This window comes from Rhizobium sophoriradicis (assembly GCF_025200795.1).
GTDB classification, from domain to species: Bacteria; Pseudomonadota; Alphaproteobacteria; order Rhizobiales; family Rhizobiaceae; genus Rhizobium; species Rhizobium sophoriradicis.
This window is the reverse complement of record NZ_CP104152.1, coordinates 1,565,609-1,592,011: the sequence shown is the minus strand read 5'-3', so window position 1 is coordinate 1,592,011 and position 26,403 is coordinate 1,565,609. Positions and strand designations below refer to the sequence as shown.

The window sequence follows — 26,403 nt, the reverse complement described above, 5'->3', positions numbered from 1 at the left end:
TCTTCCATCGCGCGGATTGCTGCTTATCCGCGTGGACCGGCGTCGTTTGCGCACTGTACATCCACAAATCAGTGCGCAAACATTACCAGATGGTTATTATTAATCAAGCCGGGCCGCAATATTGCTCAAAGTTTTCAACGTTTCAGTTATGAACGATCGAGATGACGCCGAGGACATACTGGATGACAGTCCGCCGCCCAGGTCGGTGAACTGCGCTCTCCGAATCCTTCGGCTGCTGGCGTTTACCGGCTTCCCACGGCTCCGTTGCTCTTGCTCGATCTCTTCCTCGCGCTGCCGGCGGGCTCGGGCAACTAGGAAGTTTTGCTCCTGCTCCCAAGCGATGTAGCGCAGGCGGTCGATCGTCTCCTGAGGGAACTCGAATGGCATTGGTCGTTTTTCGTACTGCTTCGTGAAGCGCAGGATCTTGCTCACGCCGTCGACTGCTTCAACGGCCCGGTAGTCGTGCGGGCCTATGTTGACGAACAGGTATCCGGTGAATGTCGGGAAGCGTCGCTCGATCCAGTGCCCTTGGCGATGATGGCGGACCTCGATCCGGTAGCTCGGCATGAAGGCTTCGAAGCCCTCGTTGCGGAGGTTGCGTTCGACGACGCTGTCGCCCGTGCGGTCCTGCCCTTCCCGTATTGATGGGCAGCGCTGAGCGCCAGGAGCGGCCTTAACTGCGAACCATGTCTCCACCGGCGCCGATCGCCGCCCCTCGCCTCTCCTTGCTTCGTAAAACTCGGCCTCTGGAACCGCATCGGCGCTTCGATACTTCCACATGCTGCTATACCCTCGTTTCATCCACGATGATCTTCGTTGCGAAGCGAACATCTCGCCCTGGCTTGCCGATGCGGTGAACGACTTCTTTCGCGGGTATGATGTCGCAGTCCCGGTTGACGCAACGCGCCGCGGTCACATTCGCGCTGTCCTCCGTCGGGAAGACCGTATTCCCCCACGTCTTCCACTGTCCGCGCTCTTTGATGCGGATGACATAACCACTCCGTACGGCCTGCCCTGATCGGTCAAGCTGCACCCAAGGAAAGATGCTATCGTCGTTCCTCATACGCCGGCCCTCTTCTTGATCACGTTGCGGCGCTCTCGCGTCATGCGCACATAGGAAGGACGCCAGTTGATCGGCGTCGGGGAATAGTGCCGCCTCGGTGGGTCGATCTGATACCAATTGCCGTCACCATCGAGGAAAAACTGCAGCCCCTCCGCTGCGAAGTGTCCAACCATATCATCGAAAAGTAGATCGCAAATTATGCCGGTACCGCGCTGTGCCGTGCTCATCGGGCGCCACGGGTTTTCCCGATCATGCGCTTCGCGCTCCTGTCGTTCTTTGATCGTCATTCGCCCCTCGCTGCCTTTTCTGCCAAATACGTTGCTGGATCGATACGCTTCACCTCGGAGGCGGCGCCGAACGTGCCTAGCTTGTAATCCCGGAACTTGCGTTCGCCGGCCGGATCGAACTTAGCTGCAGCGACCGACCGCACCCAGGCAGGCGCCTTTGCGGCATTGACCTTCATCCGGTGCTCGTCCTTCGCAGCCTGGCGCCTGGACGCCTTCTTGCGATTGCGCTTTGCTGGCTTCTCGGGCTTGCCCCAGAGAACCATTTTATTGCTGCGGGGCTTGCCGGGCATCGTATCTTGGTCGATGCGATCGAGCGCAGACCAGGCTGCGGCGTTGGTATCAAAAGGACCTTCGACCATCTTGCCGCCGGCGTCGGTGATTTCGAACTGGCCGTCTTCGTTGAGGGTAACGTTGAGGATTGGCGTCATGCCGCGCCCTTTCTATCGGAAAGATCGATCGGCGCCGCGGCACTGACGGGTCGATGGAATTCCAAGGAATCCGCGGAATTGGTGACGCCCGTAATTTTACGCAACGCGATACGGTCACGCGTGACGTCACGTGATGCCCCGACGTCTCCGGAAGGTCCTGCCCGCAACTGGTGAGCCTCGACGCGATACTTATTCGCCAGGGTGCAGGCTTGGGCAGCTTGCACCGTAGATAGCCCAAACTTCTGCCGCAGAATGCCGATGACGTTCGGCATGTGATCGATCTCCGCCGCAAGCCACCTTGCAGCGCCGTCGACCGTCGAATGGTCTCTCGATGTCATGCCGCCAAGCTCCCGACCTCTTCCACAATCGAAAGCTTTGTCCGTAGTACATATCGCGCATGCGATCCGGGAAACGGCCCGCCATGGGCTTCGTGGATGGTCTCGACATCAATGCCGTTGCCGCGAATGAGCCAGACATAATGTGCCCACCGAGGAGCCGGGTTGTCGATCGGCGTGCAACCCTTGCCACCGGCCTGGATCAGTTGCTGAAGCGCCCACCATTCTCGGCCGACCACAGTAATCGGCAGCCCCATCGGCATATCGCCGTCATAAAGCTGGATTCGGCCATAGACCTGTGCTTTGCTTTTCCTTGTCATTGAAAGCGATCCTTTCGTTATCGATGATCCGCGGCACGGGCGTTTCTGAGTTTGGCGACCTGGAGCGCCCGTGCTGCATCGCTGCGACCGTCACGCGGCCTTCTTTGCGCGCCTGCGCTCCCATTCCACGATGTCGTCTTCATCGAAGAGCCTCCGTCGGTTGATGACCATTGGACGGGGAAAATTCATTTCGTCATTTTTCAGCCATCGGTGGAGAGACATCGAGCAGATCTGATATCGCTCCTGCACTTGTTTCGCTGTCAAATAAGCCATCCGTTTAGAACTCCATTCCTTGACTCGCGTTCATGTGACCACACTCGCTAACAAATCACATCATAGCATAATCTCATACATCCGAGGTACATAAGGGAATTTTGTTTTCCATTTGTTCTCAGTTATGCACATGATATGGCAGGGGCTTGGTGGCAAAATGTTCCAATCAAGGCCGATGCAGGAGCTTTCCTCAGTTTTCTGAAAAAGCTCAGCATTCAAGCTTTGCGTGTCGATTTCGTTCGGGGACAGTGGCTTGAGCCTGTAAGGATATGTGCCGGTATCGCGCTCGTGCCGGTGATCATGTCGATGACTTCGGCGATGACCTTCGTGCCGCGCTCCGCATTCAGTTGAACAAGGCGCTCGGAATGGCCAGTGGCGCTAGCCGTCTCGGAAGCGAAAGACGCAAACTTTTCGTCTTTGTTTGCCGTGGCTTTGCCGTGCGCTGTTTCCGGGTGGAGTTCCTCATATATCGCCTTGCGCCGAGCGGTCTGCGTGGCGCGCTCTGCCGGAGACAATTCGTTCTAACGTACCGGGCCTGGCATGTCCTGATTCACCGTCGTTGATCTGCGGAAATCGATCCACACGACGTTAGATCGAGGCAGGGCCTCGCGGCGCCCCTTTTCAAGAGCCAATGCTTCCTCGCCGCTGGCTCGACGCTCCCCGTCGATCGCTTGCCTGATTAGATGTCGATATAGCTGAACGTTTATCATACACCCTCCTACCGTCAGTCGGCCGTCACGTGACGTTGCTGCTCTGCTTCTGATTTGTGGGTCAGATAGTATTCGCCTTCGGCTCTTGACTGGCGTTGATCTCCCATTGAACTACCTTGATCAGCATTGATCATCCTTGATCTACCCTTGATATTGCATGATGCTGATTTCTAACAGATTTCCCGGTAGCTACGGCCTCAAGCTCGCGGAAGTCATCAGCTATGCCAGCCCACTCAGATTGCTTCCTCATCCATTCGGCGGTCGCTCTCGTGTGAGGCAAGTAACGTAGACGAAATATCCCTACGAGTTCGACTTTCTGAAAATGCCGCCGCAACGGCACAAGCGGATCCGCGTAATAAAAGTCCGGGTGCTCCTGCCGCCATTCGGCCATCATCGAAACCGCTGCGTCGTGCGCTGCTTCGGCTATCTCTTTCTCATGGGGCATCCCATCGGTATCGTATGGAAGTGGGTGCATCACTTCGCCTTCTTCACTGTCACTTTCAACCAGATGCGCAACGCTGGTGACCAAGCCCAGATTCCGGAGAAGATGCCAAGCTTCCCAGAAGGTAGAAGATTCCGAAAACTTCGCGAACGGTGGGAAATCTCTCCAAGCTGTTTCATTCGAATTGGCTGTGAATGTCCAAACAGAGAATTCTCCCCAATCAACCACCTTGTCTCGGTCGTAGCCTACGCGAATGCCTTTACCTTGACGCCACTCGATCCCGCCCTCAGTTGCGAGAAAGTGCTGTTCGTAGAGATCAACCAGTAATTCGAGAGCCTTTACATTTCCGTTTTGGCGAATGAGTTCGATCGCAGGCGCCTCATCAGCAGCGCCGTCAATTAGGGTGTTAGGAAGCCATATCCTCCGGTCATCGTCCGTGCCCTCATTCTCGAACGCTACGATCCGATACTGTGGGTTTCTTCCCCCACGAACCAATTCCACCCTTCCCTTCTTTATATGGAGATCGATTGCCGCTTGAGCGCGAGGTCTCGAAATGCCGGTCCATCTCTCTATCGCCATAACCGACCATGAGGTAGTCCGGTTGTCGCCACCAGTGCCCCGGCACAGGATCAGATAAGAGACCGCTGAATTCATCCCGTCGGCGCAAGCTTCTGTCCATCTTCTCGGGTCGATAGCGAAAAATCCGCTATGCCCAGGAGACGTCTTTCTGTCCTCGTCCTGCATTATTTATCCTCGCTGCGCGCCGTCAGCCGTACGCCGGGTCCACCGTCGTTCATGCCCTCTTCCACAAAAACGACCCCCGCTGCCTTTAATGCATCCGTGACCGCATCGAGGGTCATCGTCCGGACATTTATCCGCCCGGCTCCTGCGCCCTCCATATTTCGAATGGTATTGGCACTGACGCCAGCCATCTCGGCAAGTGCGATTTGATCTAACCCGACGAGAGACCGTGCCGCTCGCATTTGATTTCCTGTGATTGCCATTTGTGTTCCAGACTATTTATTTTGGTATCATACCCAAGTTCTTGTTGACTGCAAGCAAATAAGCGGCGTATGGTTAAGATACCAATCAACCTTGGTACTAACCACAAAAGGATCTCAAAATGCCGAACGCAACGATTCTGGCAGCCGCCGAAGGCTTGCCGAAATTGAGCAGACGAACGCTTCTTGGAGCCGTGACCGCCATTATCCCGGCAGCCGCAACTCCTGCCAAAATGAAGACTTTCGACTGGAATGCTTTCTTCGCGGAGGCAACTCCGGCCGAACTTGCCAGCTTTCACGCCAACGCCCTGACCGAAGCAATGGCCGCAATGCATCCCGAGATGGCGTGGCGCCATGTTATCGACCACAAGGTTCAGTTCGTTCTCGTCGTGGGCGACGAACGACCGGCCTTTCCAGTTCGTCAGGAGGTGTGACCATGCGCGTCTCGCGGTTGGTGCAGATACTTGGCTCGATGAGTGATGCCGAAAAACTCGGCATCGTCGCCATAGTCAACCATCGTGCAAACATCGAAGCTTGCATCGAGGACCTTATCGGCATTCTGGACTTCATGGACGGCGACGAGAACCTGGAACCTGACAACGACAATGAACCCAGCCTCGGCGCCCCTGAGCATGTCACGCAAACCCACTGGTATATGCCGGTGGGTTCGGAACAGACCGATCTGGAAATCGAAGACGAGAATGACGAGGACGGGGGCGACACGGAACCGAACGGCGACGAGGTGGACAGCAACTTTTCGGAAGATGGATACTGACGTCGGTTTCGTAGAAACCCTCTATCAAAACCCCGGACGCCGTCACTGGCGGGCCGGGGTTTTCTCATAGGCGAAATGCCGCCACCGTTACCCCAGTTGTTACCCTGACGCCGATTGCCGAAACTGCCGTGGGCTAAGTTATTGAAATGGTGGCGACCCCTGCAGGAATCGAACCTGCGACAACCTGCTTAGAAGGCAGGTGCTCTATCCAGCTGAGCTAAGGGGCCGTCTGCTGGCCGCGCCCAAGAAGCGCGACCGGATGCGGCATATGTGGACGAGAAACCTCAATGCGTCCAGGGCTGCGTGCGGGTATATCGGAAATTATCCGGATAGGCCACGACCTGGCGAGCCGGCTCTTTCGGCGCGATGACGCGGTATTCGATGCCATTGCGCTGGGCATAGGCTTCCGCGAGCGCCTGCGTTTCAAAGGTAAGCTTGACCTGCTGGCGGGTATCGCTGGAGGAGGTATATCCCATCATCGGATCGATTTTGCGGGGCGACTCCTGATCGAATTCGAGCACCCAGAGATGGGTCTTGGCCTTGCCGGACTGCATGGCGGTCTTAGCAGGACGATAGATCTTGGCAGACATGACTGCGGCATCTCCGAATATGCGGGGACAGTGCCCGCCTTTCATGGTCTCAATCCCGTCGCCGGGCTTTGCTTCGTCGTCAGGGATAACGCGAAGAGGTGAATTTTGCTTATCCGCGAATCCCTGCCTTTTCAAGAAAAAAGGCGGATCAGGCGGCTGCAGACATCTTCCATCCTATCGCCCGCCGTCACGGCCAATCCGACGGATTTCGCAATGTAACCGATTGTCTCATGTTGTGATCACAACCTGATTGCCGCAGTCGGTGCCGGGAACTAGTTTACGGCGTAATCGACTTCAGTGGATTTGCAAGCATGATGAGACGTTCGGCAGAGTTCAATGCCATTGTGATAGGAGCCGGCATCACCGCGTTCTTCTATGTCGCCATCAGCTATGCCCAATATATCGGCCTGCTCGCCCGCGGCTGAAGGCTGAACCATGCTGGCGGCTGATCGCACCAACAAATCGGGGGCCGCTGAAGATTTTCCGCATTGCGTCCACAGGCAGGTGAGAAATCTCCGGGCAGAGCGGGATTTATGGGTTGCGAGGGCGAAGTGAACCGTGTATTCCCCCTGCCAATCACGGCACGGAGTGTAGCGCAGTCTGGTAGCGCATCTGGTTTGGGACCAGAGGGTCGGGAGTTCGAATCTCTCCACTCCGACCATTCAATATCCCGATATTCCCGAGTTTTCGATAGTTGCGTCGCAGCCCGCGGGCGCACACGCTTGCGCGCCGTCATTTCACCTTTGTCGTCGTGGCGCTCATGATCCTGTCGCCCACCTTGATTCCGAATTTGTCGACAATGCCGGCATTGAGTTCAACGACGTATTTCACCGGGCTCATCGAATCGATGATGTCGCGCGAATAGGGCGTTGCGTTTTCCTTGATGTGGCGGATCGTGCCGGTGTCGTCGGCAAAGAGCATGTCGAGCGGCAGGAAGGTGTTTTCCATCCACATGGCGACGCGCCGCGGCTCGCCGAAATCGAAGATCATGCCGGCGTCATCGCCCATCGTCTTGCGGAACATCAGTCCATGGGCGCGCTGGTCGGGGGTCACCGCGACCTCGACGGTGAAATGCAGCGTCTTGCCGGCGGCCGTCTGGATGAGCAGCGGCTCCTTGTCGAACCGCATCGGCTCCTCAGCCAGGGCCGGCAGGGCGACCAAGAAAAAAAGCGCCGTGATGGCGCTTCTAATCGCATGAAGGACGAGATCTCGCATCTCAGTGCGACCGGCTTGCCGGGCTCGGAATATCGGGGTGAATTTCCGCGGCCATCAGGCCTTTTTCGCCATCGCCGAAGCGGACGAGAACCACCTGACCGGGGCGCAGCTCCGTCAGGCCGAAACGGCGCAGCGTCTCCATATGCACGAATATGTCTTCCGTGCCCTCGCCGCGCGTCAGGAAGCCGAAGCCCTTGGTGCGGTTGAACCACTTGACGAGCGCACGCTCGAGACCGCTGGTGGCGGTGACCTGCACATGGGTGCGGACCGGGGGCAGCTGCGAGGGATGAACCGCGGTCGACTGATCCATTGAAAGGATCTTGAAAGCCTGGTAGCCACGCTCGCGGCGCTGGATGAGGGCAACGATCCGCGTTCCCTCGAGGATCGTCTGGTAACCGTCGCGGCGCAGGCAAGTCACGTGCAGGAGAACATCCTGCATGCCATTGTCCGGAACGATGAAGCCGAAGCCCTTGGCGACGTCGAACCACTTGACGACCCCGGTGATTTCAACAAGATCGACCGTCTCTGACGACAGCTCGTCGAGATCAGTGTATTCGTTCGATGAAATCCTATCAGCCATAGTCGCCAGCCCCTCGAATACGCGTCACACTGTTACGGTTAACTGATTCTTGAAATCAAGATTAACATCTTGGTAACGGATAAGCGCAAGTCCTAGTTTTCGGTTATTCCCAGCTGCACATTTTATAAAGATGACTTGCCCGAAGCTGACCACGGCTGGCCGATAAGGGCCAGCCCCAATAAAGGAGTAGATAGAATGCGTTATCTTCATACGATGGTTCGCGTCAAAGATCTGGACGCTTCGCTCGCCTTTTACACCACCCTGTTCGGGCTGGAGGAGATTCGCCGCCACGAAAACGAGAAGGGCCGTTTCACCCTGGTTTTCCTGGCTGCCCGCGACGATCTTGAGCGTGCGCGCAGCGAAAAAGCGCCCTGCCTCGAGCTTACCTACAACTGGGATACAGAGGATTATAGCGGAGGACGCAATTTCGGCCACCTCGCCTATGAAGTCGACGATATTTATGCGATCTGCCAGAAGCTGATGGACAACGGCATCACGATCAACCGGCCGCCGCGCGACGGCAATATGGCCTTTGTGCGCTCGCCCGACGGCATCTCGATCGAAATCCTGCAGAAGGGAAGCCCGCTTCCACCTTCCGAACCCTGGGCGTCCATGGGCAATACCGGCGCCTGGTAAGGGTTTTCGCCGCAAGGCTTTTGCGAAGCTTGCGGCTTTTGCGATTTCGGGTCCGGCCGGCGCCTTGGTGCTTGCCGCGGTCCGGCCCCGCAGGCAATCTCCAGCTGACTCGACGCGGAAAATGGCGATTTTCGGCCGTTTTCCGCATCAACTGGAGACTGGTTGCTTGCGTAACAATGAGATGCGGATGCCCGTAACAGGCGCTTTGCTGATCGCCACCTCGATGCTGGCGCTGTCTGGCTGCGCGTCGGACAAGAAGGCGCTCGATTCAGCCGCCGCTGTTCCGGTCGTTCCGGCAACGGCCGCCGCAGCGCCCCAACTTGCCGCGACAGCGCCGGCGAAATCTGCGCCGCGCTCAGTCTACACCGACCCCCGCCTTGTCAATGTCTCCGGCGCCCAGGCCGCGCCCCAGGGCGTGCTAGCGGATCCGAATGCCGCCGTTCCGCCGGCCGATCCGGCAATGGCAGCGCCTGCCAATATCGGCGGGCTGGTCATGCAGTCGACACGGATCAACGCCCAGGCGATGAGCATCTTTTCCGATCGCCAGCCGCTGCCGCAAAATAACAGCACGTCCACCATCATCCAGCCGCAAGCCTATGCGCCGACGCAGGGCGTGGCACCGACAAGAAGCAGCGTTTACAGCCAGCCTGCCGTGCCCGCACAGCCGGCGACGCCGGTGCTGCCGCAGCAATCCTCGGAGAACTCCGGCACGCAGCCTCTACCCGTTCAAACCGCCGCGCTGGCAACAGGGGGCATTCCGGCCTCGACGACGAACGCGCTCTACAGCGCGCCGAAGCAGAACCTGCTCGGCAGCCTTTCCGGCCTCCTGCACAAGGCCGCCCTGCCCGGTGTGACGCGTGTCGCCCCGAACGGGCTGCATGTCCAGAACGATCATGTCGAGGTCGGCTGCTTCAAGCCCGACCTGTTGAAAGTGATCAAAATGGTCGAAAACCATTTCGGCCGGCCCGTCATCGTCACCTCGGGCTATCGCGACGAAGAGCATAACCGCCTGGTCGGCGGCGCTGACGAATCGATGCACAAGAGCTGTGAGGCCGCCGACATCCGGATCGACGGCGTGTCGAAATGGGATGTCGCCGCCTATATCCGCTCCTTGCCGGATCGCGGCGGCGTCGGCACCTATTGCCACACGGAGTCCGTCCACCTCGACACCGGCAAGAGCCGCGACTGGAACTGGGGCTGCGGCGGCAAACGCGCGCCCATGACGACCGCCAAAGCGATCTGATATCGACCGCATGGAATGGCATCACGTTACGTCATCTCGGCTTGCCGCGCTTCCGGCAAGCCATACAAGCCGTTGATTCGGCAGCGGTAATGTCCCATCCTTGAGCCGCGAAAATATCTGTCATTTTTTTGAAAAAAATTGAATTTGCCGCTTGCGGCTTTTGAAGGTGCTGACTATAAGGGCGCCACCACGAAGGAAGCGCCCTTCGTCTATCGGTTAGGACACCAGATTTTCATTCTGGGAAGAGGGGTTCGACTCCCCTAGGGCGTGCCATTCTCCTCCACATTGAAGCCAACGCATCCGCTTGCAGAAGCCGGCGTGCGCTCCTATTTTAGCAAAGCCGGCCTGCGCCCTTCGTCTATCGGTTAGGACGACAGATTCTCATTCTGTAAAGAGGGGTTCGACTCCCCTAGGGCGTACCACATTTGGGCTAGAGCTTGCCTTTGACGAAGGCGCGCCGAAGAAAATCTGATCATCGAGGAGGCGACCGCTTTGCGGCAGTCATCGCGGCGACAGCTCTCGTAAGACGTTGCGAACCTATGTCGTGCGCATCTTTCCCAACACCGACAGCTGCTTGCGCCTAGTCCGGGCACTAGCCGTCGAAACCCACGAAAACTGGATGGAGGCCAACCGCTACATCAACATGGACGACCTCAGAGAGCACAAGAAACTCGCTCTCCGCAATGCCGCATGACCAGTCTCATGACTGCCCCATTTTGCTGAACTTGACGCACACAACCGACGTTGCGCAGAGCTCTCGTAAGGGGTGGGGCGTGCCCCCCAAATGATCCGCCGGGCTTGAATTCTCCCGGTCCGCCATACCGTTCGCCACGTTTTCCACAGCAGCAAAAAAATCGGCGAAAACGATGATTTTTTCGCGCCTTGGCGCTTGCGGCTTTTGAAGGTGCTGACTATAAGGGCGCCACCACGAAGGAAGCGCCCTTCGTCTATCGGTTAGGACACCAGATTTTCATTCTGGGAAGAGGGGTTCGACTCCCCTAGGGCGTGCCACTTTTCTCCCCGCGAATTCCTCAACATCAGCCCTTTTGTGCGGCCTTCTATTTTGCCGGCGCGGCATCGCAGACGCGCAGCTGGAGGCGGCGGGCGCCCTGGTAATGCTCGGCGCCGAGCGTACCGGCCACATGCAGGCTGGCGCCGCGTGAATTGACGAGAAGATTGCCGAGCGCCGTATCGGCGGCGCGGAACGCGATTCCATCGAGCCGCGACCCGTCCATCGCCTCCAGCGTCACCTTCACATGTTTCTCACCGACTAGGCGCGCGTCGCGCACGCGGTGCGCCGGCACGGCAAAGAGCGGCTGGGCGTGGCCGGAGCCGTAGGGGCCGGCGGCCTCCAGGCGATCGATGAGTTCGAGCGTGGCGCCGCTGGCGCCGATCGCCCCGTCGATCTTCAGCGTCTCGTTGGCGACGAGGTTCGCCACCGTCCTTGCCGCCTTTTCGGTAAAGAAAGTTCTGAGCCTGCCGAGATCGGCGCGCTCGACGGTCAGGCCCGCGGCCATGGCGTGGCCGCCGCCCTTGACGAGCAGCCCCTCGTCGACCGCCGCCCGCACCATTTTGCCCATGTCGAAGCCGTTGATGGAGCGGCCCGAGCCGGTGCCGCGGCCGGAGGGATCGAAGGCTATCGCGAAGGCCGGCCGTTTGAACTTTTCCTTCAGCCGCGCCGCGATCAGCCCGACGATGCCGGGATGCCATTTCTCGTGGGCGGTGACGATGACGGAGGCGCCCTCGCCGTCGCCGTACTCGGCCAGCGCCTCGGCTTCCGCCTCCTGTAGCATCACGGCCTCCATTGCCTGGCGCTCGCGGTTGAGCTCGTCGAGGCGTTGGGCGATCATTTCAGCCTCGCCCGCATCGTCGAGCGTCAGCAGGCGGCTTCCGAGTGCGGCATCGCCGATTCGCCCACCCGCATTGATGCGCGGGCCGATCAGGAAGCCGAAATGATAGGGTGTCACCGGGCCGGCGAGCCCGGCCTTGCGGAAGAGCGCGGCAAGTCCGGCATTGCTCTGGTGGCGGGCGGCGACCAGCCCCTTCACCACATAGGCGCGGTTGAGCCCCTTCAGCGGCACGACATCGCAGACCGTCGCAAGTGCGACGATATCCAGCCATTGCAACAGGTCGATGGCCAGGATGCCCTTGTTGCCGGCCGCGCGCAGCAGCCTCAGCGTCGCGACCAGCACCATGAAGACGACGCCGGCCGCGCACAGATGCCCCTGCCCCGAGAGATCGTCTTCGCGGTTCGGGTTGACCAGCGCATGGCAAGGCGGCAGCTCGTGTGTCACCTGGTGGTGATCGATAACGACGACATCGATATTGCGCGCCGCAGCCGCCGCAAGCGCCTCGTGACTGGTGGAGCCGCAATCGACGGTGACGATCAGCCGGGCGCCATTGTCGATCAGCTGGTTGATCGCTGCCGGATTGGGGCCGTAGCCTTCAAAGATCCGGTCGGGAATGTAGATGTTCGTCTTGACGCCGAAATGGCTGAGAAAGCGAAACATCAGCGCCGATGAGGCCGCGCCGTCGACATCGTAGTCGCCGAAAATCGCCACGCTCTCGCCGCGCTCGATCGCCCGCATGAGGCGGGTCGCCGCCTTCTCGCAGTCGGTCAGCGTGTGGGGATCGGGCATCAGGCTGCGGATCGTCGGATCGAGAAATTCGATCGCCTCGTCCACCGGGACGCCGCGTCCGGCGAGCACGCGAGCGATCAGATCCGGCAGCCCGTGAACCTGCGACATGGCGAGCGCCCGATTCTGGCCGGCCTGGTCGAGCCGCGCAACCCAGCGATTGTCGAGCGCGGACTTCTCCACGCCGAGAAACGCGCGTTGTACCGGATCGACGAGATCTGCCATGCCAAACTCCGCTGATGTCATCTGTTCTTTCTACAGGAGCAGCGGAGATAACATAGGGATCGACGTGCAGACACGGATTTTTACCAGAAGATCGCCCAGATGATCATGGCAATGCCGCCGATTTGCACCAGCAGGAACGAAAAGAGCGTCAGCAGAATGGCCCAGTTGCGGCCCTCGGTGTTTTCTTCGTCGTCAATGTCATCGGCAATCTCCCCGCGAATGTCGCGATGGACCGGCTTGAGAATTGCCCCAGGCACATCAGGACGGTTTGGCGGCGCCTCGCTCGGGCAGCCATACCCCTTCCCGGCATGGCTGTCCTTGCTCATGAAATTCTCCACGCCGACGACTCACCATCTATGGTTTTATTTATATCAATATTTGCGTCTTTGTTAATATAGACTTCATTACGGACGGGTTGCACGATCAACAGAAATAGCCGCGCTGCCATCGTGAACTGCCCCGAAGTTTGATGTCCAACTTTCGCGGGTCAGTTCAAGAAGACAGGGCGGCTCGTGTTCCCGAACGGGAAAGGATCAAGCTTCCTCTTTCGGCCGCTCGATGCGGATGACCTGCGGCTCGCCGAAGAGATAACCTTCCGACCTGATCGAGGCGACGGCCTTACGCACCGATTCCTCCATCGTCGCATGGGTAACGAGAATGATCGTCTGGTGGTGCGACGGCGCCAGATGCTGCTTGGAGCGCTGCACGATCGATTCGAGCGAGATGTGGTTTTCGGCCATGCGGGTGGCGACGCTTGCAAAGACGCCGGTGCGGTCGAGCACCGTCAGGCGGATGAAATAGCCGCCCTCGTGGCTCTGCATCTGCGCCTTGCGGTAGGGCTCGAGCGCCTTTGCAGGATGGCCGAGCACCGGCACGCGCTGGGCGCCCGGCCGGCTCTTGGCGATATCGGCGATGTCACCGAGCACCGACGAGGCCGTGGCATTGCCGCCGGCACCGGGACCGACCATCAGCAGCTCGCCGAGCACATCGGATTCGATCGCCACCGCATTGGTGACGCCGTCCACCTGGGCGATGACCGAATCGACCGGCACCATTGTGGGATGGACGCGCTGCTCAATGCCGGTCTCGGTGCGCTGGGCAACGCCCAACAGCTTGATGCGGTAGCCGAGCTCGGCCGCGGCATGGATATCCTCGATCGAAATGTTGGTGATACCCTCGAGATAGATATCGTCGGCGGCGATGCGATTGCCGAAGGCAAGCGTCGTCAGGATGGCGAGCTTGTGGGCGGTGTCGTTGCCCTCGATATCGAAGGCAGGATCGGCCTCGGCATAACCCAGCCGCTGCGCTTCCTTGAGGCATTCGGCGAAGGAAAGCCCTTCCTTCTCCATCTTGGTCAGGATGTAATTGCAGGTGCCGTTCATGATGCCGTAGATGCGCGAGACGGCATTGCCCGTCAGAGATTCGCGCAGGGCCTTGATGACGGGAATGCCGCCGGCGACCGCTGCTTCGAAGTTCAGGAGCGAGCCTTTCTCCTCGGCGATCGTTGCAAGCTCGACGCCGTGATAGGCAAGCAGAGCCTTGTTGGCCGTCACCACATGGAGACCGCGCCGCAGTGCTGTACGCACCGAGACGTTGGCAGGCCCTTCGGCCCCGCCCATCAGCTCGACGAAGACATCGATGTCGCCCTTTTCGGCAAGCTCTTCCGGCCGGTCGAACCAGGTGACGCCGGAAAGGTCGATCCCGCGGTCCCGCGTCTTGTCGCGCGCGGAGACCGCCGTGATCGTGATCGGACGCCCGCAGGTGACGGCAAGCTCGTTGCTCTTCTGCTGAATGATGCGGACAAGCGAGGCGCCAACGGTGCCCAAGCCCGCAATGCCGATTTTGAGGGCATCTGCCATGGATCGATCCTGAAATGTCTGTGTGGCGGCAGCCGCGGAAGGCGGCTGCCGAGCGTTGAAATTAGCGGTGTGCGTTCAGCGAAATGACGTTATGCATCGTCTCGTCCGCCGTCGACATGAACTTCTTGATGTTGCGCGCAGCCTGGCGGATGCGGTGTTCGTTCTCGACAAGCGCCAGACGGACATAGTCGTCGCCCTGTTCGCCGAAGCCGATACCGGGGGCAACGGCGACGTCGGCCTTTTCGACCAAGAGCTTGGAGAATTCCAACGAGCCGAGATGACGGAACTTTTCCGGAATCTTCGCCCAGGCGAACATGGTGGCAGCCGGCGGCGGCACTTCGAAGCCGGCCTTGCCGAAGCTTTCGACCATGACGTCGCGACGGCGCTTATAGACGTTGCGGACTTCGGCAATGTCGGAACCATCGCCGTTCAGCGCGTGCGTCGCCGCCACCTGGATCGGCGTGAAGGCGCCGTAGTCAAGATAGGACTTGACGCGGGTGAGCGCCGCGATCAGCCGCTCGTTGCCGACGGCAAAGCCCATGCGCCAGCCGGGCATGGAGAAGGTCTTCGACATCGAGGTGAACTCGACCGTCACATCCATCGCGCCCGGCACTTCGAGAACCGACGGCGGCGGAGCGCCGTCGAAGTAAATCTCCGAATAGGCAAGGTCGGACAGCACGATGATGTCGTGCTTCTTGGCGAAGGCGACGACGTCCTTGTAGAAATCGAGCGTCGCGACGAGGGCGGTCGGGTTCGAGGGATAGTTGAGGATCAGCGCCAGCGGCTTCGGGATCGAATGCCGGACGGCGCGCTCGAGCGGCGGAAAAAAGCTCTCGTCCGGCTCGACCGACATGGAGCGGATCACGCCGCCCGCCATCAGGAAGCCGAAGGCGTGGATCGGATAGGTCGGGTTCGGGCAGAGGATGACATCGCCGGGCGCCGTGATCGCCTGGGCCATATTGGCGAAGCCTTCCTTGGAGCCCAAGGTGGCGACCACCTGCGTATCCGGGTTGAGCTTGACGCCGAAACGGCGGGCATAATAGGCGGCCTGAGCGCGACGCAGCCCCGGAATGCCCTTGGACGACGAATAACGGTGCGTGCGCGGGTCCTGCACGACTTCGCAGAGCTTGTCGACGATCGCCTGGGGAGTGGGAAGGTCAGGGTTTCCCATGCCGAGATCGATGATATCGGCGCCGCCCGCTCGCGCGCTTGCTTTCAAACGGTTGACCTGTTCGAAAACATAAGGCGGCAAACGCCGGACTTTGTGAAACTCTTCCATTTCATTCCCCATGGAAAGGCGGCATTTCGGGCCGCAGTCGAAGTTCGTTCCGTCTCCCGGCGGCTGCGACACGAACTTCAGAATCGCAGCGCCGTATTCATCAGACCCAAGCCACGCGGCAAATCTTTGACGAAAAGGCCGCGCAAAGCGCATTATCAGGAAAATTGCATCTTCCGATCCTTGCCGAAGGCTTTGCGTCCAAATCGCTTGAAAGGCAAGGTTTATTTGGAGATTTCGGAGAGCGTCTGCTCGCCGTGCTCGGCGGCCAGGCGGCGCATTTCGGCGACCTTGGCCTGATATTCGGCTTCCGAGATCGTGCCGGCCTTGCGCCGGGCGGCAAGTGCTGTCAGCTGATGCTGCAGTTCGGCCGCCTGCTCGTCGCTCATCTGGACATTGGCGGCCGTCAGCGGCGCGCCGAAATTCGGATAGCCGTCCGGCGACTTCGCAAGCCCACCTTCGATTGCATCGCCCTTGGTGGCCGGCATGACGACGGCGGTCGGCGCCGCTCGCTTGGCAGCGGCCGCGGCCTTCTCCTCCGCCGTAAGATTGCATCCGGCAAGGGCCATCGCCGCCGCGGCGCAAATCAATGCGGTGCGGTTGAAGGTTGCGATGCGCCGAATGCCGTTCTTCGTCATGCCTCAAAATCCAGTTCTGACTGCTTCGACTGTTAAATTTGTCGCAGCCACAAAGCAATAGCACGAGCCGATGCGGGTGGAACTTGTTTTCTCGTTCGATCACGATGTACAACGAACGGATAAATAGGGTGCTGCCGCCGGAGGAAATGGTGACCGACAGCAAGCAGGAGAGTGGCGGCCAGAAGAATGGCGGCAAGGCCGGTTTCGACGCAACCGATCTCGATCCCTATGTGTTGAAGGATCCCGAGACCATGGCGATGAATTTCGCCCGGGCGCTCGAAAATCTCGGGCAAGCCGCTTCGGCCTGGCTTGCGCCGCGCGAACGCGGCGAGATCAGCGAAACCGTCATCGATCCGATGGCAGACATGGTCAAGACGCTTTCCAAGGTCAGCGAATACTGGATCTCCGATCCCCGCCGCACCTTCGAGGCGCAGACGCAGCTGATGTCTTCGTTCTTCGGCATCTGGATGCGCTCGATGCAGCGCATGCAAAGCATGAGCGGACTGCCAGGCGAGCCCCTGCCGCCCGAGCCGGACACCCGCAAGGACAAGCGCTTCTCCGACGAGGACTGGCAGAAGAATCCCTTCTTCGATTTTCTCCGCCAGGTCTATTTCGTAACCACCGACTGGGTGGAGAAGCTGGTGTCGGAGACCGACGGCCTTGACGAGCACACGAAGCACAAGGCCGGCTTCTATGTGAAGCAGATCACGGCAGCGCTTTCGCCGAGCAACTTTATCCCCACCAATCCGCAGCTCTATCGCGAGACGATTGCCAGCAACGGCGAAAACCTGGTGCGCGGGATGAAAATGCTCGCCGAGGATATCGCCGCCGGCAGGGGCGAGCTTCGCCTTCGCCAGACCGACATGACGAAATTCGCCGTCGGCCGCGACATGGCGCTGACGCCGGGCAAGGTGATCGCCCAGAACGATATCTGCCAGATCATCCAGTACGAGGCGTCCACCGAGACGGTGCTGAAGCGGCCCCTGCTGATCTGCCCGCCCTGGATCAACAAATTCTATATTCTCGACCTCAACCCGCAGAAATCCTTCATCAAATGGTGCGTCGACCAGGGGCAGACCGTCTTCGTGATTTCCTGGGTCAACCCGGATGCGCGGCACGCCGAGAAGGACTGGGCGGCCTATGCCCGAGAAGGCATCGATTTCGCGCTCGAGATAATCGAGAAGGCGACCGGCGAGAAGGAGGTCAATGCCGTCGGCTACTGCGTCGGCGGCACGCTGCTGGCGGCGACGCTGGCCTTACACGCCAAGGAGAAGAACAAGCGCATCAAGACTGCGACGCTCTTCACCACCCAGGTCGACTTCACCCATGCCGGCGACCTGAAAGTCTTCGTCGACGAGGAGCAGCTTGCCGCGCTCGAAGAGCATATGAAGTCCGCCGGCTATCTTGACGGCTCGAAAATGTCGATGGCCTTCAACATGCTGCGCGCTTCCGAGCTGATCTGGCCCTATTTCGTCAACAGCTACCTCAAGGGCCAGGAGCCACTGCCCTTCGACCTGTTGTTCTGGAACGCCGATTCGACCCGCATGGCGGCGGCAAATCATGCCTTCTATCTGCGCAACTGCTATCTCCGCAACGCGCTGACGCAGAACGAGATGATCCTCGACGGCAAGCCCGTGTCGCTGAAGGACGTGAAGATCCCGATCTATAATCTCGCCACCCGCGAGGACCACATCGCCCCTGCCAAATCCGTCTTCCTCGGCAGCCGGTTCTTCGGCGGCAAGGTGGAATTCGTCGTCACCGGCTCGGGACATATCGCCGGCGTTGTCAACCCGCCCGACAAGAAGAAGTATCAATTCTGGACGGGCGGCCCGGCCAAGGGCGAGTACGAAACCTGGCTCGAGCAGGCGACCGAGACGCCGGGATCGTGGTGGCCGCATTGGCGGGCCTGGATCGAGACGCATGACGGCAGACGCGTTGCGGCGCGCAAACCCGGCGGCGATGCGCTGAATGCGATCGAGGAAGCGCCGGGAAGTTACGTGATGGAACGCGTCTGAGAAGCCTACCCGCATCTCTCTTTGAGACGTCTTGGGAAAGAGCAATCCCGCGTAAACAAATTAGAAACCATAATTCGTCATTCTTGCGAAACAGTCGGATGTCGCGAATGGTCTAAATTCGGCCCATTTGCGCCATTACCGGCCCCGGCGAAGTGTAGTCAGTCAGTGCCGCCGGCCTGCGTAGCGAGTTTGAAAGACGAGTCTGGTATGGCGTTTGCGGTCGGGGCGTTTAATGGCGCCACCTCACTTGGTGGATCTGCTGTTCGTTTGCGCAGATCTCGCGGCTTTCTTTACGGCGTCGTCGGCGCCGGATTCCTGACCTCGACATGGCTGATCGCGACCTTCGCGACAATGCATTCGATCGGCGCACCCGTTTCTCCGTCCGAGAGCTTCACGCATGTCGCGTCGGCGCCGAAGTCTAAGCCGGCGACGTCGCACGAACGACTGATCCATGTCGGCAAAGCCGATCGGCTGGCCGCCTTCAATGCCAAGCCGGTCGTTGCCCTGACGGCTCATCTCATCCAATCGCATGCGCAAAAGACCAACGCTGCCGCAGCGGCATCGCTGGCGCTTGCAAAGAATCGCCCTGTCACCCCTGCCGAACCGCCGGTCGCCGTTGCCGCAGCAACGCCTTCCGACACCGCGAAATTCGTCAAGGACGACAGCATCACGCCGTCGGTCGAGCTTGCCCGGGCGGATACGGAAGAGAACGACGGCGACCGCATCATCATTCCTTCCAAGGAAACCGTCGCAGCCGTTGAACTTCCTGCCCTGCTCGCCCTTGCGGATGCCGGGCCCCAGCAGATTGCGCCAGCCCCGGTCGAGCCGGCCGCACCCGCCCTCAAGACGGCGTCGCTGCCGCAGGAAAAGCCTGCGCCGGTAGAAGTTGCCGAGGCCGAAGAACAGCAACCCTTCGATCTCGTGCTGGCGCCGGATGCCGGTTCAGTGCCGCTGCCGATGGCGCGTCCGGATGGCCTGATCGGCAAACCGGCCCTGGGTTCCAAGGAGGTGCAGCGTTCCGCCGCGCCCGTGCTTGCCTATGCCAAGCCGAACGCGCCGATCGAGGACGATGAGGACGACGCCGTCCCGCGTTACGACAAGCCGGTCTTCTCGCCGAAGCTGCGCGCCGGCGTCGCCATCTACGATATCGAAAACAGCACCGTCTATCTGCCGAACGGCGAGCGGCTGGAGGCCCATTCCGGCCTCGGCAAGATGCGCGACAATCCGCGTTACGCCAACAAGAAGATGCGCGGACCGACACCGCCCCACACCTATGTCCTCACCATGCGCGAGGCCCCGTTCCACGGCGTCGAGGCATTGCGGCTGACGCCGGTCGAGGGCTCTGACGCCATCTACGATCGGGTCGGCCTGCTCGCCCACACCTACATGCTCGGCAAGAACGGCGATTCCAACGGCTGCGTTTCCTTCAAGGATTACAAGCGCTTCTTGGCCGCCTACAAGCGTGGCGAGATCAAGCAGCTCGTGGTCGTGCCGCGGCTGAACAACAAGCCGGCTTCGACGCTTGCCTCGCTGTTTTCATCGCGCAGCTGATGGATAAGAGAACAAGCAGTTTTGCTCTCGCCGAACGCTACTTCAACCAGGCAGCGATTCGCTCCACCGCCTCAGCGATCTCTGCCTGCGATCCCGCATAAGACACGCGCAGGGTGCGGTGTCCCTCCAGCGGATCGAAGTCCAGCCCAGGGGTTGCGGCGACATTGATTTCGGTGAGCATCCGCTTGGCAAAGCCCATGCTGTCATTGGTGAAGCGCGAGACATCGAGATAGGCATAGAAGGCGCCGTCCATCGGTGAAGCGGGTGCTAGGCCGATCTTCGGCAGGCGGTCGAGCAGCAGATCACGATTGGCGGCGTAACTTGCTTTGACTTTGTCAAGCTCTTCGGCTGCGCCGAGCGCCGCCGTGGCGGCGATCTGGGAGAGCTCGGGCGGGGAGATATAAAGGCTCTGCGCCACCCGCTCGATCGGCCGCACCAGGCGCTCGGGCAGCACCATCCAGCCGATTCGCCAGCCGGTCATGCAATAATATTTGGAGAAGGAGTTGATGACGATCGCCTCGTCGGTCAGCTCCAGCGCGCTCGCCTCTTCACTGGCGAAGGTCAGCCCGTGATAGATTTCATCGGAGATGAAGGCGATGGAATGCGCCGCGCAATAATCCGCAAGCGCCTTCAGTCCGTCCCGGCCAGTCACGGTTCCGGTCGGGTTGGCTGGGCTTGCGAGCAGCACGCCTTTCAGCGTCACGTCGTTTTCCCTCTGCGCCGCCTCGAGGCTCTCGGGCGTCAGGGTGAAGTGAGTCTCGGCACTTACCGGCACTTCGACAACCTTCAGGCCCAGCGCGCCCAGGATGTTGCGATAGGCGGGATAACCGGGTCTTGCGATCGCCACCGCATCGCCGGCATCGAAGAGGGACAGGAAGGCGAGATTGAAGCCGGCCGAGGAACCTGTGGTGACGGCGATACGCGCCGGATCGATCTCCAGGCCGTGGCGATTCCGGTAATGCCAGGCAAGTGCCGATTTCAACCGCGCCGTTCCCAGCGCATTGGTGTAACCGATCCGGCCTTCTGCCAGCGCTTCGCGGGCCGCTTGGAGGGCCGCCTGAGGGGCCGGATGCGAGGGTTGACCGACCGCCATGGAGATGACGGGATGGCCGCCGGCGCGCCGCTTCGTCGCCTCGGCCAGGACATCCATGGCGTGAAAAGGCTCGACTTCGCTGCGTTTGGATATGGAAAACAAGGTCGTTTCTCGCTCGGCTTCTTCGATGACGGCCCGACAATTGCCGCATTAATCGGCTCATCACAATCCCGCGAGCGTTACGCGGGGATGAAAAATTCCTGTTTGAGCGGAACCGAACGCCCTCTACCTTGACGCGACGCATTCAAGTCCATTAACCCGGCGACGGTCTTCTCAATAGGAGACCACCCATCGCCGTTGACGAGGATATCATGGCCTTCTTCCCGAAAACCTTCACCGCACTGGCGCTTGCCGCATCGATCGCCCTTCCGTTTCCGGCGGCAGCGCTCGACGACCAGCAGAAGAAGGAATTCGGCGAATTCATCAAGCAATATCTGATCGAGAATCCCGAGATCATGCTCGATGTCCAGGAGGCGCTGCAGAAGAAGCAGGAAGCCCAGCGGCTGGTGAAGGCCAATATGGCGATCGAAGAGAACACGGCCGCGATCTTCGATTCGAAGAACGACGTCACGCTCGGCAATCCGAAGGGCGATGTCACCGTCGTCGAGTTCTTCGATTATAATTGCAGCTACTGCCGTCATGCGCTTTCCGACATGCAGGCGATGCTGAAGAAGGACAAGAATGTCCGATTCGTGCTCAAGGAATTTCCGATCCTCGGGCCGGATTCGGTTGCCGCCCACAAGGTGGCGGACGCCTTCCGCAAGTTGGCGCCGGAGAAATACGCCGATTTCCATTTTGCCTTGCTCAGCAGCGAGGGCCGCGCCTCCGACGAAAGCGCGATCGGGGTTGCCGCCTCGCTCGGCGTCAGCGAAGACAAGATCCGCGCCGAGATGGCGAAGAGCCCGAATGACGGCATCGTCCAGGCGACCTACCAGCTCGCCTCCAGCCTCGGCATCAGCGGCACGCCGTCCTACGTAATCGGCAACGAACTGGTGCCGGGCGCCGTCGGCCTCGACGATCTCGAAGCCAAGGTCAAGAATATGCGCAACTGCGGCAAGACCGCCTGCTGAGCAAAGCGGCCATCTCATCAAATCGCCAAAATCGAAGCGTTTCAGCCATGTGGACAAATGTGGCGCGATTCCGGCCGGCCAATCCGTAAGGGCTTTCATTCAGCCCTCGCGGAGTCTATAGGTTGCCGTCGTGCATTTTACGGAACATTCGATGACGCAAACGATTTTTGTCCTGAACGGCCCCAACCTGAACATGCTCGGTAAAAGAGAGCCCGGCATTTATGGCGGCAAGACGCTGAAGGACATCGAGACGGACTGCAGGGCCGCCGGCCGCGAACTCGGCTTCGATATTGATTTCCGCCAGAGCAATCACGAAGGTACGCTTGTGGATTGGTTTCACGAGGCCGACGAAAAGGCCGTCGGCGTCGCCATCAATGCAGGCGCTTATACGCACACATCGGTCGCGCTGCATGATGCGATCCGCGCTATTTCCATTCCCGTCGTCGAACTGCACATTTCCAACGTCCATGCACGGGAAGAATTCCGCCACAAATCGATGATCGCGCCTGCATGCAAGGGCGTGATCTGCGGTTTCGGGCCTCACAGCTACATCCTGGCGCTGCATGCGCTGAAAAACATCACGGCATAAGAAGAAGACAGGGCAACACCATGGCTGAAAAGAAATCGGGTATCGATCAGGCACTGATCCGCGATCTCGCCAACATCCTCAATGAGACGGATCTGACGGAGATCGAGGTCGAGCAGGACGACCTGCGCATCCGCGTTTCGCGCGCCGGCGCGACGCAATACGTGCAGGCGCCGATCGCAGCACCGGCCTTTGCCGCGCCCGCAGTCGCCGCTCCGGCAGCGGCAGGCGCAGCACCGGCCGCAGCACCCACCCGCAATCCGGCCAATGTCGTCAATGCGCCGATGGTCGGCACCGTCTACATGGCGCCGGCTCCGGGCGCGCGCCCCTTCATCGAGATCGGCGCCACCGTCAAGGAAGGCCAGACGCTGATCATTATCGAAGCGATGAAGACGATGAACCAGATCCCTTCGCCGAAGTCGGGCAAGGTCACTGAGATCCTCGTCGATGACGGACATCCCGTCGAATACGGCCAAGCCCTCGTCGTCATCGAATAGGCCTATGCCCATGATTTCGAAAATCCTCATCGCCAATCGCGGGGAAATCGCCCTTCGCGTGCTCCGGGCCTGCAAAGAGCTCGGCATTGCCTGCGTCGTGGTGCATTCCACCGCCGACGCCGATGCCATGCATGTGCGCCTTGCCGACGAAAGCGTCTGCATCGGTCCGCCCTCCTCGCGCGAGAGCTATCTCAATATCCACCAGATCGTCGCCGCCTGCGAGATCACCGGCGCCGACGCCGTGCATCCGGGCTACGGCTTTCTCTCCGAGAACGCAAAGTTCGCCGACATTCTCGAAGCCCACGGCATCACCTTCATTGGACCGACTGCGGATCATATTCGCATTATGGGCGACAAGATCACCGCCAAGACGACGGCACTGGAACTCGGCATTCCCGTCGTTCCAGGCTCGGACGGCGAAGTGAAGACCGAAGAGGATGCGCTGCGGACGGCCGCCGAAATCGGCTATCCCGTGCTGATCAAAGCAACCGCCGGCGGCGGCGGGCGCGGCATGAAGGTCGCCAGGAGCGAGGCCGATCTGATCGAGGCCTGGTCGACGGCCCGCACGGAGGCGGCAGCCGCCTTCGGCAACGATGCCGTCTACATGGAAAAATATCTCGGCAAGCCGCGCCACATCGAAATCCAGGTGTTCGGCGACGGCGAAGGCAACGCCATCCATCTCGGCGAACGCGACTGCTCGCTGCAGCGCCGCCACCAGAAGGTCTGGGAAGAAGCGAATTCGCCGGCGCTCAATGTCGAGCAGCGGATGAAGATCGGCCAGATCTGCGCCGACGCCATGAAGAAGCTGAAATATCGCGGCGCCGGCACGATCGAATTCCTCTACGAGAATGGCGAGTTCTATTTCATCGAAATGAATACCCGCCTGCAGGTGGAACATCCGATCACCGAAGCGATCACCGGTATCGACCTCGTGCACGAGCAGATCCGTGTCGCTTCCGGCGGCGGCCTGTCGGTGACGCAGGACGAAGTGCATTTTTCCGGCCACGCCATCGAATGCCGCATCAATGCCGAGGATGCGCGCACCTTCGTGCCCTCGCCCGGCACGATCACGCATTTCCATGCGCCGGGCGGCCTTGGCGTGCGCATCGATTCCGGCGCCTATCAGGGCTACAAGATCCCGCCCTATTACGACAGCCTGATCGGCAAGCTGATCGTGCACGGCCGCACCCGCGTCGAGTGCATGATGCGGTTGCGCCGCGCGCTCGATGAATTCGTCGTGGACGGCATCAAGACGACGCTGCCGTTGTTCCAGGAACTCGTCTCCAACCAGGATATCGCCAACGGCGACTACGACATCCACTGGCTGGAACACCACCTCGCCAACACACCGGCGGCATAGGATAGGAATGGCAGGACCGCGCAGGAAATCACCAGGCATCACCCCTGACATTCTCCTGCGCGCCTATTCCATCGGCCTCTTCCCGATGGCCGAATCCGCAGACGACCCGGAGATTTTCTGGGTCGAGCCGGAAATGCGCGGCGTATTGCCGCTCGATCGTTTCCATGTATCGAAGAGCCTCGCCAAGACGGTGCGCCGGCATCCTTTCGAGATCCGTTTCGACCACGCCTTCGAGCAGGTGATTGCGGCTTGCGCCGAGGAGACATCGGGTCGCCCGAGCACCTGGATCAACCAGACAATCCGATCGCTCTATTCGACGCTGTTCGACATGGGCCACGCCCACACCGTTGAAGCCTGGCACGGCGATGAACTGGTCGGCGGCCTCTACGGCGTCTCGCTCGGCTCGGCCTTCTTCGGCGAAAGCATGTTTTCACGCCGAACGGACGCGTCGAAGATCTGCCTCGTGCATCTGGTCGACCGGCTTCGGCAAAAGGGCTTCACCCTGCTCGACACCCAGTTCACCACCGAGCATCTGAAGACGTTCGGAGCGATCGACGTTCCGAAGGCCGATTATGCCCTGCTGCTTGCCGCCGCGATGGAATCGCCACACCTCAAGTTTTAAGCGCGATCGAGGAACAAAACACCACCGGTACGCGCGCGAGCGCAGCAAAGTGCTGCGGCTTCCCCTGCGTGTCTCAAAAGACGCGCTGACGCTGCGGTGCCCTCGCGCGGCACGTGTTAACGGGCGGTCGCCTTGGTGCCGTCAGGAGCCGGGACGTCGGAGCTTGTCTTGCAGTCCTTCAGCCAGACGTCATAGATCGGGTGCTCGACAGCGTTGAGGCCGGGGCTGGCGGCAAACATCCAGCCGGTGAAGATGCGGCGGATCTTGCGGTCGAGGGTGATCTCGTCGACCTCGACAAAACCGTCGATCTTCTGCGCTTCAGCCTGATCGCGCGAATAGCAGACCTTCGGCGTCACCTGCAACGCGCCGAACTGCACCGTCTCGTTGACATAGACGTCGAAGGTCGTGATGCGGCCGGTGATCTTGTCGAGGCCGGAGAAGACGGCAACCGGGTTTTCGATGCGGGTGGCATGTGCCGCACCGATCGGAAGCAAAGCCGTGAGCGCCAGCAGCGATCCGGCGGCACGCAGGACCATGTTCCGCGTGAAGAGCTTCATGTACCCGTCTCCAGATAATTTTCAGTTTCATCCGCGGTCAAGCGCGGCCAACCTGCGGGTAAAGGTCAATTGTGGCCAAAAGCCGGGCTTGGGGATCGCCCGGTCAGCCGTCTCAGTTGCCTGGCGTCCAGGCGTCGTAATCGCCGGTGACGCGCGGACGCTCGCCGGGAACCGCGAGAGAGCCCGGCGGGCGGTAAGCCTGTGGCGATCCGGTGAGGTTGGGGCGGTGCGTCTTCTGCCATTCCTTGGCGACGTAGTTTTCCTTGGACGGAGGTACATCGGTGCGATGGTGCATCCAGCCGTGCCAGCCCGGCGGAATGGCCGAGGCTTCGGCATAACCCTTGTAGATCACCCAGCGCTTCGGCAGACCGTAGGACGACATGCCGCCTTCATAATAGACGTTGCCGAATTCATCCTCGCCGACGCGTTTGCCGAAACGCCAGGTCGCAAAACGCGTGCCCATCGTCTGACTATTCCACCAGGTGAAGGTCTGAACCAGAAGATTCCACATGTCTTTTCC

At 60.1% G+C, this 26,403-nt stretch carries 31 protein-coding genes, 5 tRNA genes and 1 pseudogene; 17 read left to right on the top strand and 20 right to left on the bottom strand.

Annotated elements, in window-relative coordinates:
• Positions 1–99: 99 nt before the first annotated feature.
• The 6 genes from N2597_RS08050 to N2597_RS08025 all read right to left on the bottom strand — a co-directional run bounded on the left by N2597_RS08050 (position 100) and on the right by N2597_RS08025 (position 2,655).
• A complete protein-coding gene (locus N2597_RS08050) occupies positions 100–780 on the bottom strand; it encodes a transcription termination/antitermination NusG family protein (protein ID WP_183596478.1) in 681 nt (226 codons plus the stop codon).
• 279 nt (positions 781–1,059) lie between these two features.
• On the bottom strand, positions 1,060–1,350 hold the full coding sequence (locus tag N2597_RS08045; RefSeq protein WP_183596480.1) for a hypothetical protein: 291 nt from the start codon (positions 1,348–1,350) through the stop codon (positions 1,060–1,062).
• Entirely contained in the window at positions 1,347–1,778 is a 432-nt protein-coding gene (locus N2597_RS08040) for a hypothetical protein (protein WP_183596482.1), read from the bottom strand. The genes N2597_RS08045 and N2597_RS08040 overlap by 4 nt, the downstream gene beginning before the upstream one ends.
• Positions 1,775–2,050, bottom strand: coding sequence for a hypothetical protein (locus N2597_RS08035; protein WP_183596485.1), 276 nt, complete (start codon positions 2,048–2,050; stop codon positions 1,775–1,777). The genes N2597_RS08040 and N2597_RS08035 overlap by 4 nt, the downstream gene beginning before the upstream one ends.
• 62 nt (positions 2,051–2,112) lie before the next feature.
• On the bottom strand, positions 2,113–2,433 hold the full coding sequence (locus tag N2597_RS08030) for a winged helix domain-containing protein (RefSeq protein WP_183596486.1): 321 nt from the start codon (positions 2,431–2,433) through the stop codon (positions 2,113–2,115).
• A 90-nt stretch (positions 2,434–2,523) separates the two neighbouring features.
• Positions 2,524–2,655, bottom strand: coding sequence for a DNA-binding protein (locus N2597_RS08025; protein ID WP_341356236.1), 132 nt, complete (start codon positions 2,653–2,655; stop codon positions 2,524–2,526).
• Positions 2,656–2,841: 186 nt separating this feature from the next.
• On the opposite strand from N2597_RS08025, the gene N2597_RS08020 reads away from it, so the two are divergent.
• Positions 2,842–3,057 carry a hypothetical protein gene (locus N2597_RS08020; protein WP_183596488.1) on the top strand — a complete coding sequence of 72 codons (216 nt, stop codon included), beginning with the start codon at positions 2,842–2,844 and terminating at the stop codon, positions 3,055–3,057.
• Positions 3,058–3,546: 489 nt separating this feature from the next.
• Here N2597_RS08020 and N2597_RS08015 read toward each other — a convergent pair whose 3' ends face one another.
• A complete protein-coding gene (locus N2597_RS08015; RefSeq protein WP_183596490.1) occupies positions 3,547–4,602 on the bottom strand; it encodes a hypothetical protein in 1,056 nt (351 codons plus the stop codon).
• Positions 4,602–4,862, bottom strand: a complete 261-nt coding sequence (locus N2597_RS08010; RefSeq protein WP_183596493.1) for a helix-turn-helix domain-containing protein — start codon at positions 4,860–4,862, stop codon at positions 4,602–4,604. Before N2597_RS08010 ends, N2597_RS08015 begins: the two co-directional genes overlap by 1 nt.
• 119 nt (positions 4,863–4,981) lie before the next feature.
• On the opposite strand from N2597_RS08010, the gene N2597_RS08005 reads away from it, so the two are divergent.
• Together N2597_RS08005 and N2597_RS08000 are read left to right on the top strand one after the other, a co-directional pair.
• Entirely contained in the window at positions 4,982–5,293 is a 312-nt protein-coding gene (locus tag N2597_RS08005; protein WP_183596496.1) for a hypothetical protein, read from the top strand.
• Between the two features lie 2 nt (positions 5,294–5,295).
• Positions 5,296–5,634, top strand: coding sequence for a hypothetical protein (locus N2597_RS08000; RefSeq protein ID WP_183596498.1), 339 nt, complete (start codon positions 5,296–5,298; stop codon positions 5,632–5,634).
• Between the two features lie 150 nt (positions 5,635–5,784).
• Here N2597_RS08000 and N2597_RS07995 read toward each other — a convergent pair.
• Positions 5,785–5,861 (bottom strand) — tRNA-Arg (locus N2597_RS07995).
• A gap of 57 nt (positions 5,862–5,918) precedes the next feature.
• Positions 5,919–6,224 (bottom strand): ETC complex I subunit, encoded by a 306-nt coding sequence (locus N2597_RS07990; RefSeq protein ID WP_009995432.1) that lies wholly within the window; start codon positions 6,222–6,224, stop codon positions 5,919–5,921.
• Positions 6,225–6,808: 584 nt separating this feature from the next.
• Here N2597_RS07990 and N2597_RS07985 point away from each other — a divergent pair.
• A tRNA-Pro gene (locus N2597_RS07985) sits at positions 6,809–6,885 on the top strand.
• Between the two features lie 71 nt (positions 6,886–6,956).
• Here N2597_RS07985 and N2597_RS07980 read toward each other — a convergent pair.
• Positions 6,957–7,439 (bottom strand): DUF192 domain-containing protein, encoded by a 483-nt coding sequence (locus N2597_RS07980; RefSeq protein ID WP_077993901.1) that lies wholly within the window; start codon positions 7,437–7,439, stop codon positions 6,957–6,959.
• 1 nt (position 7,440) lies between these two features.
• Positions 7,441–8,019: a cold-shock protein gene (locus tag N2597_RS07975; protein ID WP_004675946.1), complete on the bottom strand. Its 579-nt coding sequence runs from the start codon at positions 8,017–8,019 to the stop codon at positions 7,441–7,443.
• 195 nt (positions 8,020–8,214) lie between these two features.
• Between N2597_RS07975 and gloA the strand changes: the two genes are divergently transcribed.
• The 6 genes and pseudogenes from gloA (at position 8,215) to N2597_RS07945 (ending at position 10,909) form a co-directional block, all read left to right on the top strand.
• Positions 8,215–8,655: a lactoylglutathione lyase gene (gloA, locus tag N2597_RS07970; RefSeq protein WP_038688600.1), complete on the top strand. Its 441-nt coding sequence runs from the start codon at positions 8,215–8,217 to the stop codon at positions 8,653–8,655.
• A 166-nt stretch (positions 8,656–8,821) separates the two neighbouring features.
• Entirely contained in the window at positions 8,822–9,898 is a 1,077-nt protein-coding gene (locus N2597_RS07965) for a D-Ala-D-Ala carboxypeptidase family metallohydrolase (protein ID WP_077994093.1), read from the top strand.
• A gap of 198 nt (positions 9,899–10,096) precedes the next feature.
• A tRNA-Glu gene (locus N2597_RS07960) sits at positions 10,097–10,171 on the top strand.
• Between the two features lie 74 nt (positions 10,172–10,245).
• Positions 10,246–10,320, top strand: a tRNA-Glu gene (locus tag N2597_RS07955).
• A 110-nt stretch (positions 10,321–10,430) separates the two neighbouring features.
• Positions 10,431–10,592: pseudogene (locus N2597_RS07950) on the top strand (transposase); the annotation flags it as partial.
• A gap of 242 nt (positions 10,593–10,834) precedes the next feature.
• Positions 10,835–10,909, top strand: a tRNA-Glu gene (locus tag N2597_RS07945).
• 47 nt (positions 10,910–10,956) lie between these two features.
• On the opposite strand, the gene recJ is transcribed toward N2597_RS07945, so the two are convergent.
• The 5 genes from recJ to N2597_RS07920 all read right to left on the bottom strand — a co-directional run bounded on the left by recJ (position 10,957) and on the right by N2597_RS07920 (position 16,532).
• Positions 10,957–12,759, bottom strand: coding sequence for a single-stranded-DNA-specific exonuclease RecJ (recJ, locus tag N2597_RS07940; protein ID WP_077993902.1), 1,803 nt, complete (start codon positions 12,757–12,759; stop codon positions 10,957–10,959).
• 80 nt (positions 12,760–12,839) lie between these two features.
• Entirely contained in the window at positions 12,840–13,085 is a 246-nt protein-coding gene (locus N2597_RS07935; protein WP_009996435.1) for a hypothetical protein, read from the bottom strand.
• Between the two features lie 207 nt (positions 13,086–13,292).
• Complete coding sequence (locus tag N2597_RS07930) at positions 13,293–14,618, bottom strand: homoserine dehydrogenase (protein ID WP_077993904.1); 1,326 nt, start codon at positions 14,616–14,618, stop codon at positions 13,293–13,295.
• 61 nt (positions 14,619–14,679) lie between these two features.
• Positions 14,680–15,897 (bottom strand): LL-diaminopimelate aminotransferase, encoded by a 1,218-nt coding sequence (locus tag N2597_RS07925; RefSeq protein WP_038692505.1) that lies wholly within the window; start codon positions 15,895–15,897, stop codon positions 14,680–14,682.
• A 221-nt stretch (positions 15,898–16,118) separates the two neighbouring features.
• Complete coding sequence (locus N2597_RS07920; RefSeq protein ID WP_183596501.1) at positions 16,119–16,532, bottom strand: hypothetical protein; 414 nt, start codon at positions 16,530–16,532, stop codon at positions 16,119–16,121.
• Positions 16,533–16,678: 146 nt separating this feature from the next.
• On the opposite strand from N2597_RS07920, the gene N2597_RS07915 reads away from it, so the two are divergent.
• Positions 16,679–18,547, top strand: a complete 1,869-nt coding sequence (locus N2597_RS07915; protein WP_225881373.1) for a PHA/PHB synthase family protein — start codon at positions 16,679–16,681, stop codon at positions 18,545–18,547.
• 207 nt (positions 18,548–18,754) lie between these two features.
• Positions 18,755–20,098: a DUF2778 domain-containing protein gene (locus N2597_RS07910; RefSeq protein WP_077993908.1), complete on the top strand. Its 1,344-nt coding sequence runs from the start codon at positions 18,755–18,757 to the stop codon at positions 20,096–20,098.
• A gap of 37 nt (positions 20,099–20,135) precedes the next feature.
• On the opposite strand, the gene N2597_RS07905 is transcribed toward N2597_RS07910, so the two are convergent.
• A complete protein-coding gene (locus N2597_RS07905) occupies positions 20,136–21,293 on the bottom strand; it encodes a pyridoxal phosphate-dependent aminotransferase (protein WP_077993910.1) in 1,158 nt (385 codons plus the stop codon).
• Positions 21,294–21,502: 209 nt separating this feature from the next.
• Between N2597_RS07905 and N2597_RS07900 the strand changes: the two genes are divergently transcribed.
• The 5 genes from N2597_RS07900 to aat all read left to right on the top strand — a co-directional run bounded on the left by N2597_RS07900 (position 21,503) and on the right by aat (position 25,326).
• Positions 21,503–22,261, top strand: coding sequence for a DsbA family protein (locus tag N2597_RS07900; RefSeq protein WP_039619477.1), 759 nt, complete (start codon positions 21,503–21,505; stop codon positions 22,259–22,261).
• A 151-nt stretch (positions 22,262–22,412) separates the two neighbouring features.
• Positions 22,413–22,850: a type II 3-dehydroquinate dehydratase gene (aroQ, locus tag N2597_RS07895; RefSeq protein ID WP_038688586.1), complete on the top strand. Its 438-nt coding sequence runs from the start codon at positions 22,413–22,415 to the stop codon at positions 22,848–22,850.
• Between the two features lie 20 nt (positions 22,851–22,870).
• Positions 22,871–23,344 carry an acetyl-CoA carboxylase biotin carboxyl carrier protein gene (gene accB / locus N2597_RS07890; protein ID WP_077993912.1) on the top strand — a complete coding sequence of 158 codons (474 nt, stop codon included), beginning with the start codon at positions 22,871–22,873 and terminating at the stop codon, positions 23,342–23,344.
• Between the two features lie 4 nt (positions 23,345–23,348).
• Positions 23,349–24,704: an acetyl-CoA carboxylase biotin carboxylase subunit gene (gene accC / locus N2597_RS07885; protein ID WP_179363877.1), complete on the top strand. Its 1,356-nt coding sequence runs from the start codon at positions 23,349–23,351 to the stop codon at positions 24,702–24,704.
• Between the two features lie 7 nt (positions 24,705–24,711).
• Positions 24,712–25,326 (top strand): leucyl/phenylalanyl-tRNA--protein transferase, encoded by a 615-nt coding sequence (aat, locus tag N2597_RS07880; RefSeq protein ID WP_009995153.1) that lies wholly within the window; start codon positions 24,712–24,714, stop codon positions 25,324–25,326.
• Between the two features lie 116 nt (positions 25,327–25,442).
• Here the strand turns inward: aat and N2597_RS07875 are convergent, their stop codons facing one another.
• Positions 25,443–25,883 carry a DUF2155 domain-containing protein gene (locus N2597_RS07875; RefSeq protein ID WP_009995152.1) on the bottom strand — a complete coding sequence of 147 codons (441 nt, stop codon included), beginning with the start codon at positions 25,881–25,883 and terminating at the stop codon, positions 25,443–25,445.
• Between the two features lie 112 nt (positions 25,884–25,995).
• The gene (locus N2597_RS07870; protein ID WP_004671258.1) at positions 25,996–26,394 is read right to left on the bottom strand and encodes an NADH:ubiquinone oxidoreductase subunit NDUFA12; all 399 of its coding nucleotides are present in this window, start codon (positions 26,392–26,394) and stop codon (positions 25,996–25,998) included.
• Between the last annotated feature and the right edge of the window lie 9 nt (positions 26,395–26,403).

What these genes read in the sequence shown, in the direction of transcription:
- N2597_RS08050 (WP_183596478.1), bottom strand. Translation starts at nt 780, where the DNA reads ATGTGGAAGTATCGAAGCGCCGATGCGGTTCCAGAGGCCGAGTTTTAC.
- N2597_RS08045 (WP_183596480.1), bottom strand. Translation starts at nt 1,350, where the DNA reads ATGACGATCAAAGAACGACAGGAGCGCGAAGCGCATGATCGGGAAAAC.
- N2597_RS08040 (WP_183596482.1), bottom strand. Translation starts at nt 1,778, where the DNA reads ATGACGCCAATCCTCAACGTTACCCTCAACGAAGACGGCCAGTTCGAA.
- N2597_RS08035 (WP_183596485.1), bottom strand. Translation starts at nt 2,050, where the DNA reads ATGCCGAACGTCATCGGCATTCTGCGGCAGAAGTTTGGGCTATCTACG.
- N2597_RS08030 (WP_183596486.1), bottom strand. Translation starts at nt 2,433, where the DNA reads ATGACAAGGAAAAGCAAAGCACAGGTCTATGGCCGAATCCAGCTTTAT.
- N2597_RS08025 (WP_341356236.1), bottom strand. Translation starts at nt 2,655, where the DNA reads ATGTCTCTCCACCGATGGCTGAAAAATGACGAAATGAATTTTCCCCGT.
- N2597_RS08020 (WP_183596488.1), top strand. Translation starts at nt 2,842, where the DNA reads ATGGCAGGGGCTTGGTGGCAAAATGTTCCAATCAAGGCCGATGCAGGA.
- N2597_RS08015 (WP_183596490.1), bottom strand. Translation starts at nt 4,602, where the DNA reads ATGCAGGACGAGGACAGAAAGACGTCTCCTGGGCATAGCGGATTTTTC.
- N2597_RS08010 (WP_183596493.1), bottom strand. Translation starts at nt 4,862, where the DNA reads ATGGCAATCACAGGAAATCAAATGCGAGCGGCACGGTCTCTCGTCGGG.
- N2597_RS08005 (WP_183596496.1), top strand. Translation starts at nt 4,982, where the DNA reads ATGCCGAACGCAACGATTCTGGCAGCCGCCGAAGGCTTGCCGAAATTG.
- N2597_RS08000 (WP_183596498.1), top strand. Translation starts at nt 5,296, where the DNA reads ATGCGCGTCTCGCGGTTGGTGCAGATACTTGGCTCGATGAGTGATGCC.
- N2597_RS07990 (WP_009995432.1), bottom strand. Translation starts at nt 6,224, where the DNA reads ATGTCTGCCAAGATCTATCGTCCTGCTAAGACCGCCATGCAGTCCGGC.
- N2597_RS07980 (WP_077993901.1), bottom strand. Translation starts at nt 7,439, where the DNA reads ATGCGAGATCTCGTCCTTCATGCGATTAGAAGCGCCATCACGGCGCTT.
- N2597_RS07975 (WP_004675946.1), bottom strand. Translation starts at nt 8,019, where the DNA reads ATGGCTGATAGGATTTCATCGAACGAATACACTGATCTCGACGAGCTG.
- gloA (WP_038688600.1), top strand. Translation starts at nt 8,215, where the DNA reads ATGCGTTATCTTCATACGATGGTTCGCGTCAAAGATCTGGACGCTTCG.
- recJ (WP_077993902.1), bottom strand. Translation starts at nt 12,759, where the DNA reads ATGGCAGATCTCGTCGATCCGGTACAACGCGCGTTTCTCGGCGTGGAG.
- N2597_RS07935 (WP_009996435.1), bottom strand. Translation starts at nt 13,085, where the DNA reads ATGAGCAAGGACAGCCATGCCGGGAAGGGGTATGGCTGCCCGAGCGAG.
- N2597_RS07930 (WP_077993904.1), bottom strand. Translation starts at nt 14,618, where the DNA reads ATGGCAGATGCCCTCAAAATCGGCATTGCGGGCTTGGGCACCGTTGGC.
- N2597_RS07925 (WP_038692505.1), bottom strand. Translation starts at nt 15,897, where the DNA reads ATGGAAGAGTTTCACAAAGTCCGGCGTTTGCCGCCTTATGTTTTCGAA.
- N2597_RS07920 (WP_183596501.1), bottom strand. Translation starts at nt 16,532, where the DNA reads ATGACGAAGAACGGCATTCGGCGCATCGCAACCTTCAACCGCACCGCA.
- N2597_RS07915 (WP_225881373.1), top strand. Translation starts at nt 16,679, where the DNA reads ATGGTGACCGACAGCAAGCAGGAGAGTGGCGGCCAGAAGAATGGCGGC.
- N2597_RS07910 (WP_077993908.1), top strand. Translation starts at nt 18,755, where the DNA reads ATGGCGTTTGCGGTCGGGGCGTTTAATGGCGCCACCTCACTTGGTGGA.
- N2597_RS07900 (WP_039619477.1), top strand. Translation starts at nt 21,503, where the DNA reads ATGGCCTTCTTCCCGAAAACCTTCACCGCACTGGCGCTTGCCGCATCG.
- aroQ (WP_038688586.1), top strand. Translation starts at nt 22,413, where the DNA reads ATGACGCAAACGATTTTTGTCCTGAACGGCCCCAACCTGAACATGCTC.
- accB (WP_077993912.1), top strand. Translation starts at nt 22,871, where the DNA reads ATGGCTGAAAAGAAATCGGGTATCGATCAGGCACTGATCCGCGATCTC.
- accC (WP_179363877.1), top strand. Translation starts at nt 23,349, where the DNA reads ATGCCCATGATTTCGAAAATCCTCATCGCCAATCGCGGGGAAATCGCC.
- aat (WP_009995153.1), top strand. Translation starts at nt 24,712, where the DNA reads ATGGCAGGACCGCGCAGGAAATCACCAGGCATCACCCCTGACATTCTC.
- N2597_RS07875 (WP_009995152.1), bottom strand. Translation starts at nt 25,883, where the DNA reads ATGAAGCTCTTCACGCGGAACATGGTCCTGCGTGCCGCCGGATCGCTG.
- N2597_RS07870 (WP_004671258.1), bottom strand. Translation starts at nt 26,394, where the DNA reads ATGTGGAATCTTCTGGTTCAGACCTTCACCTGGTGGAATAGTCAGACG.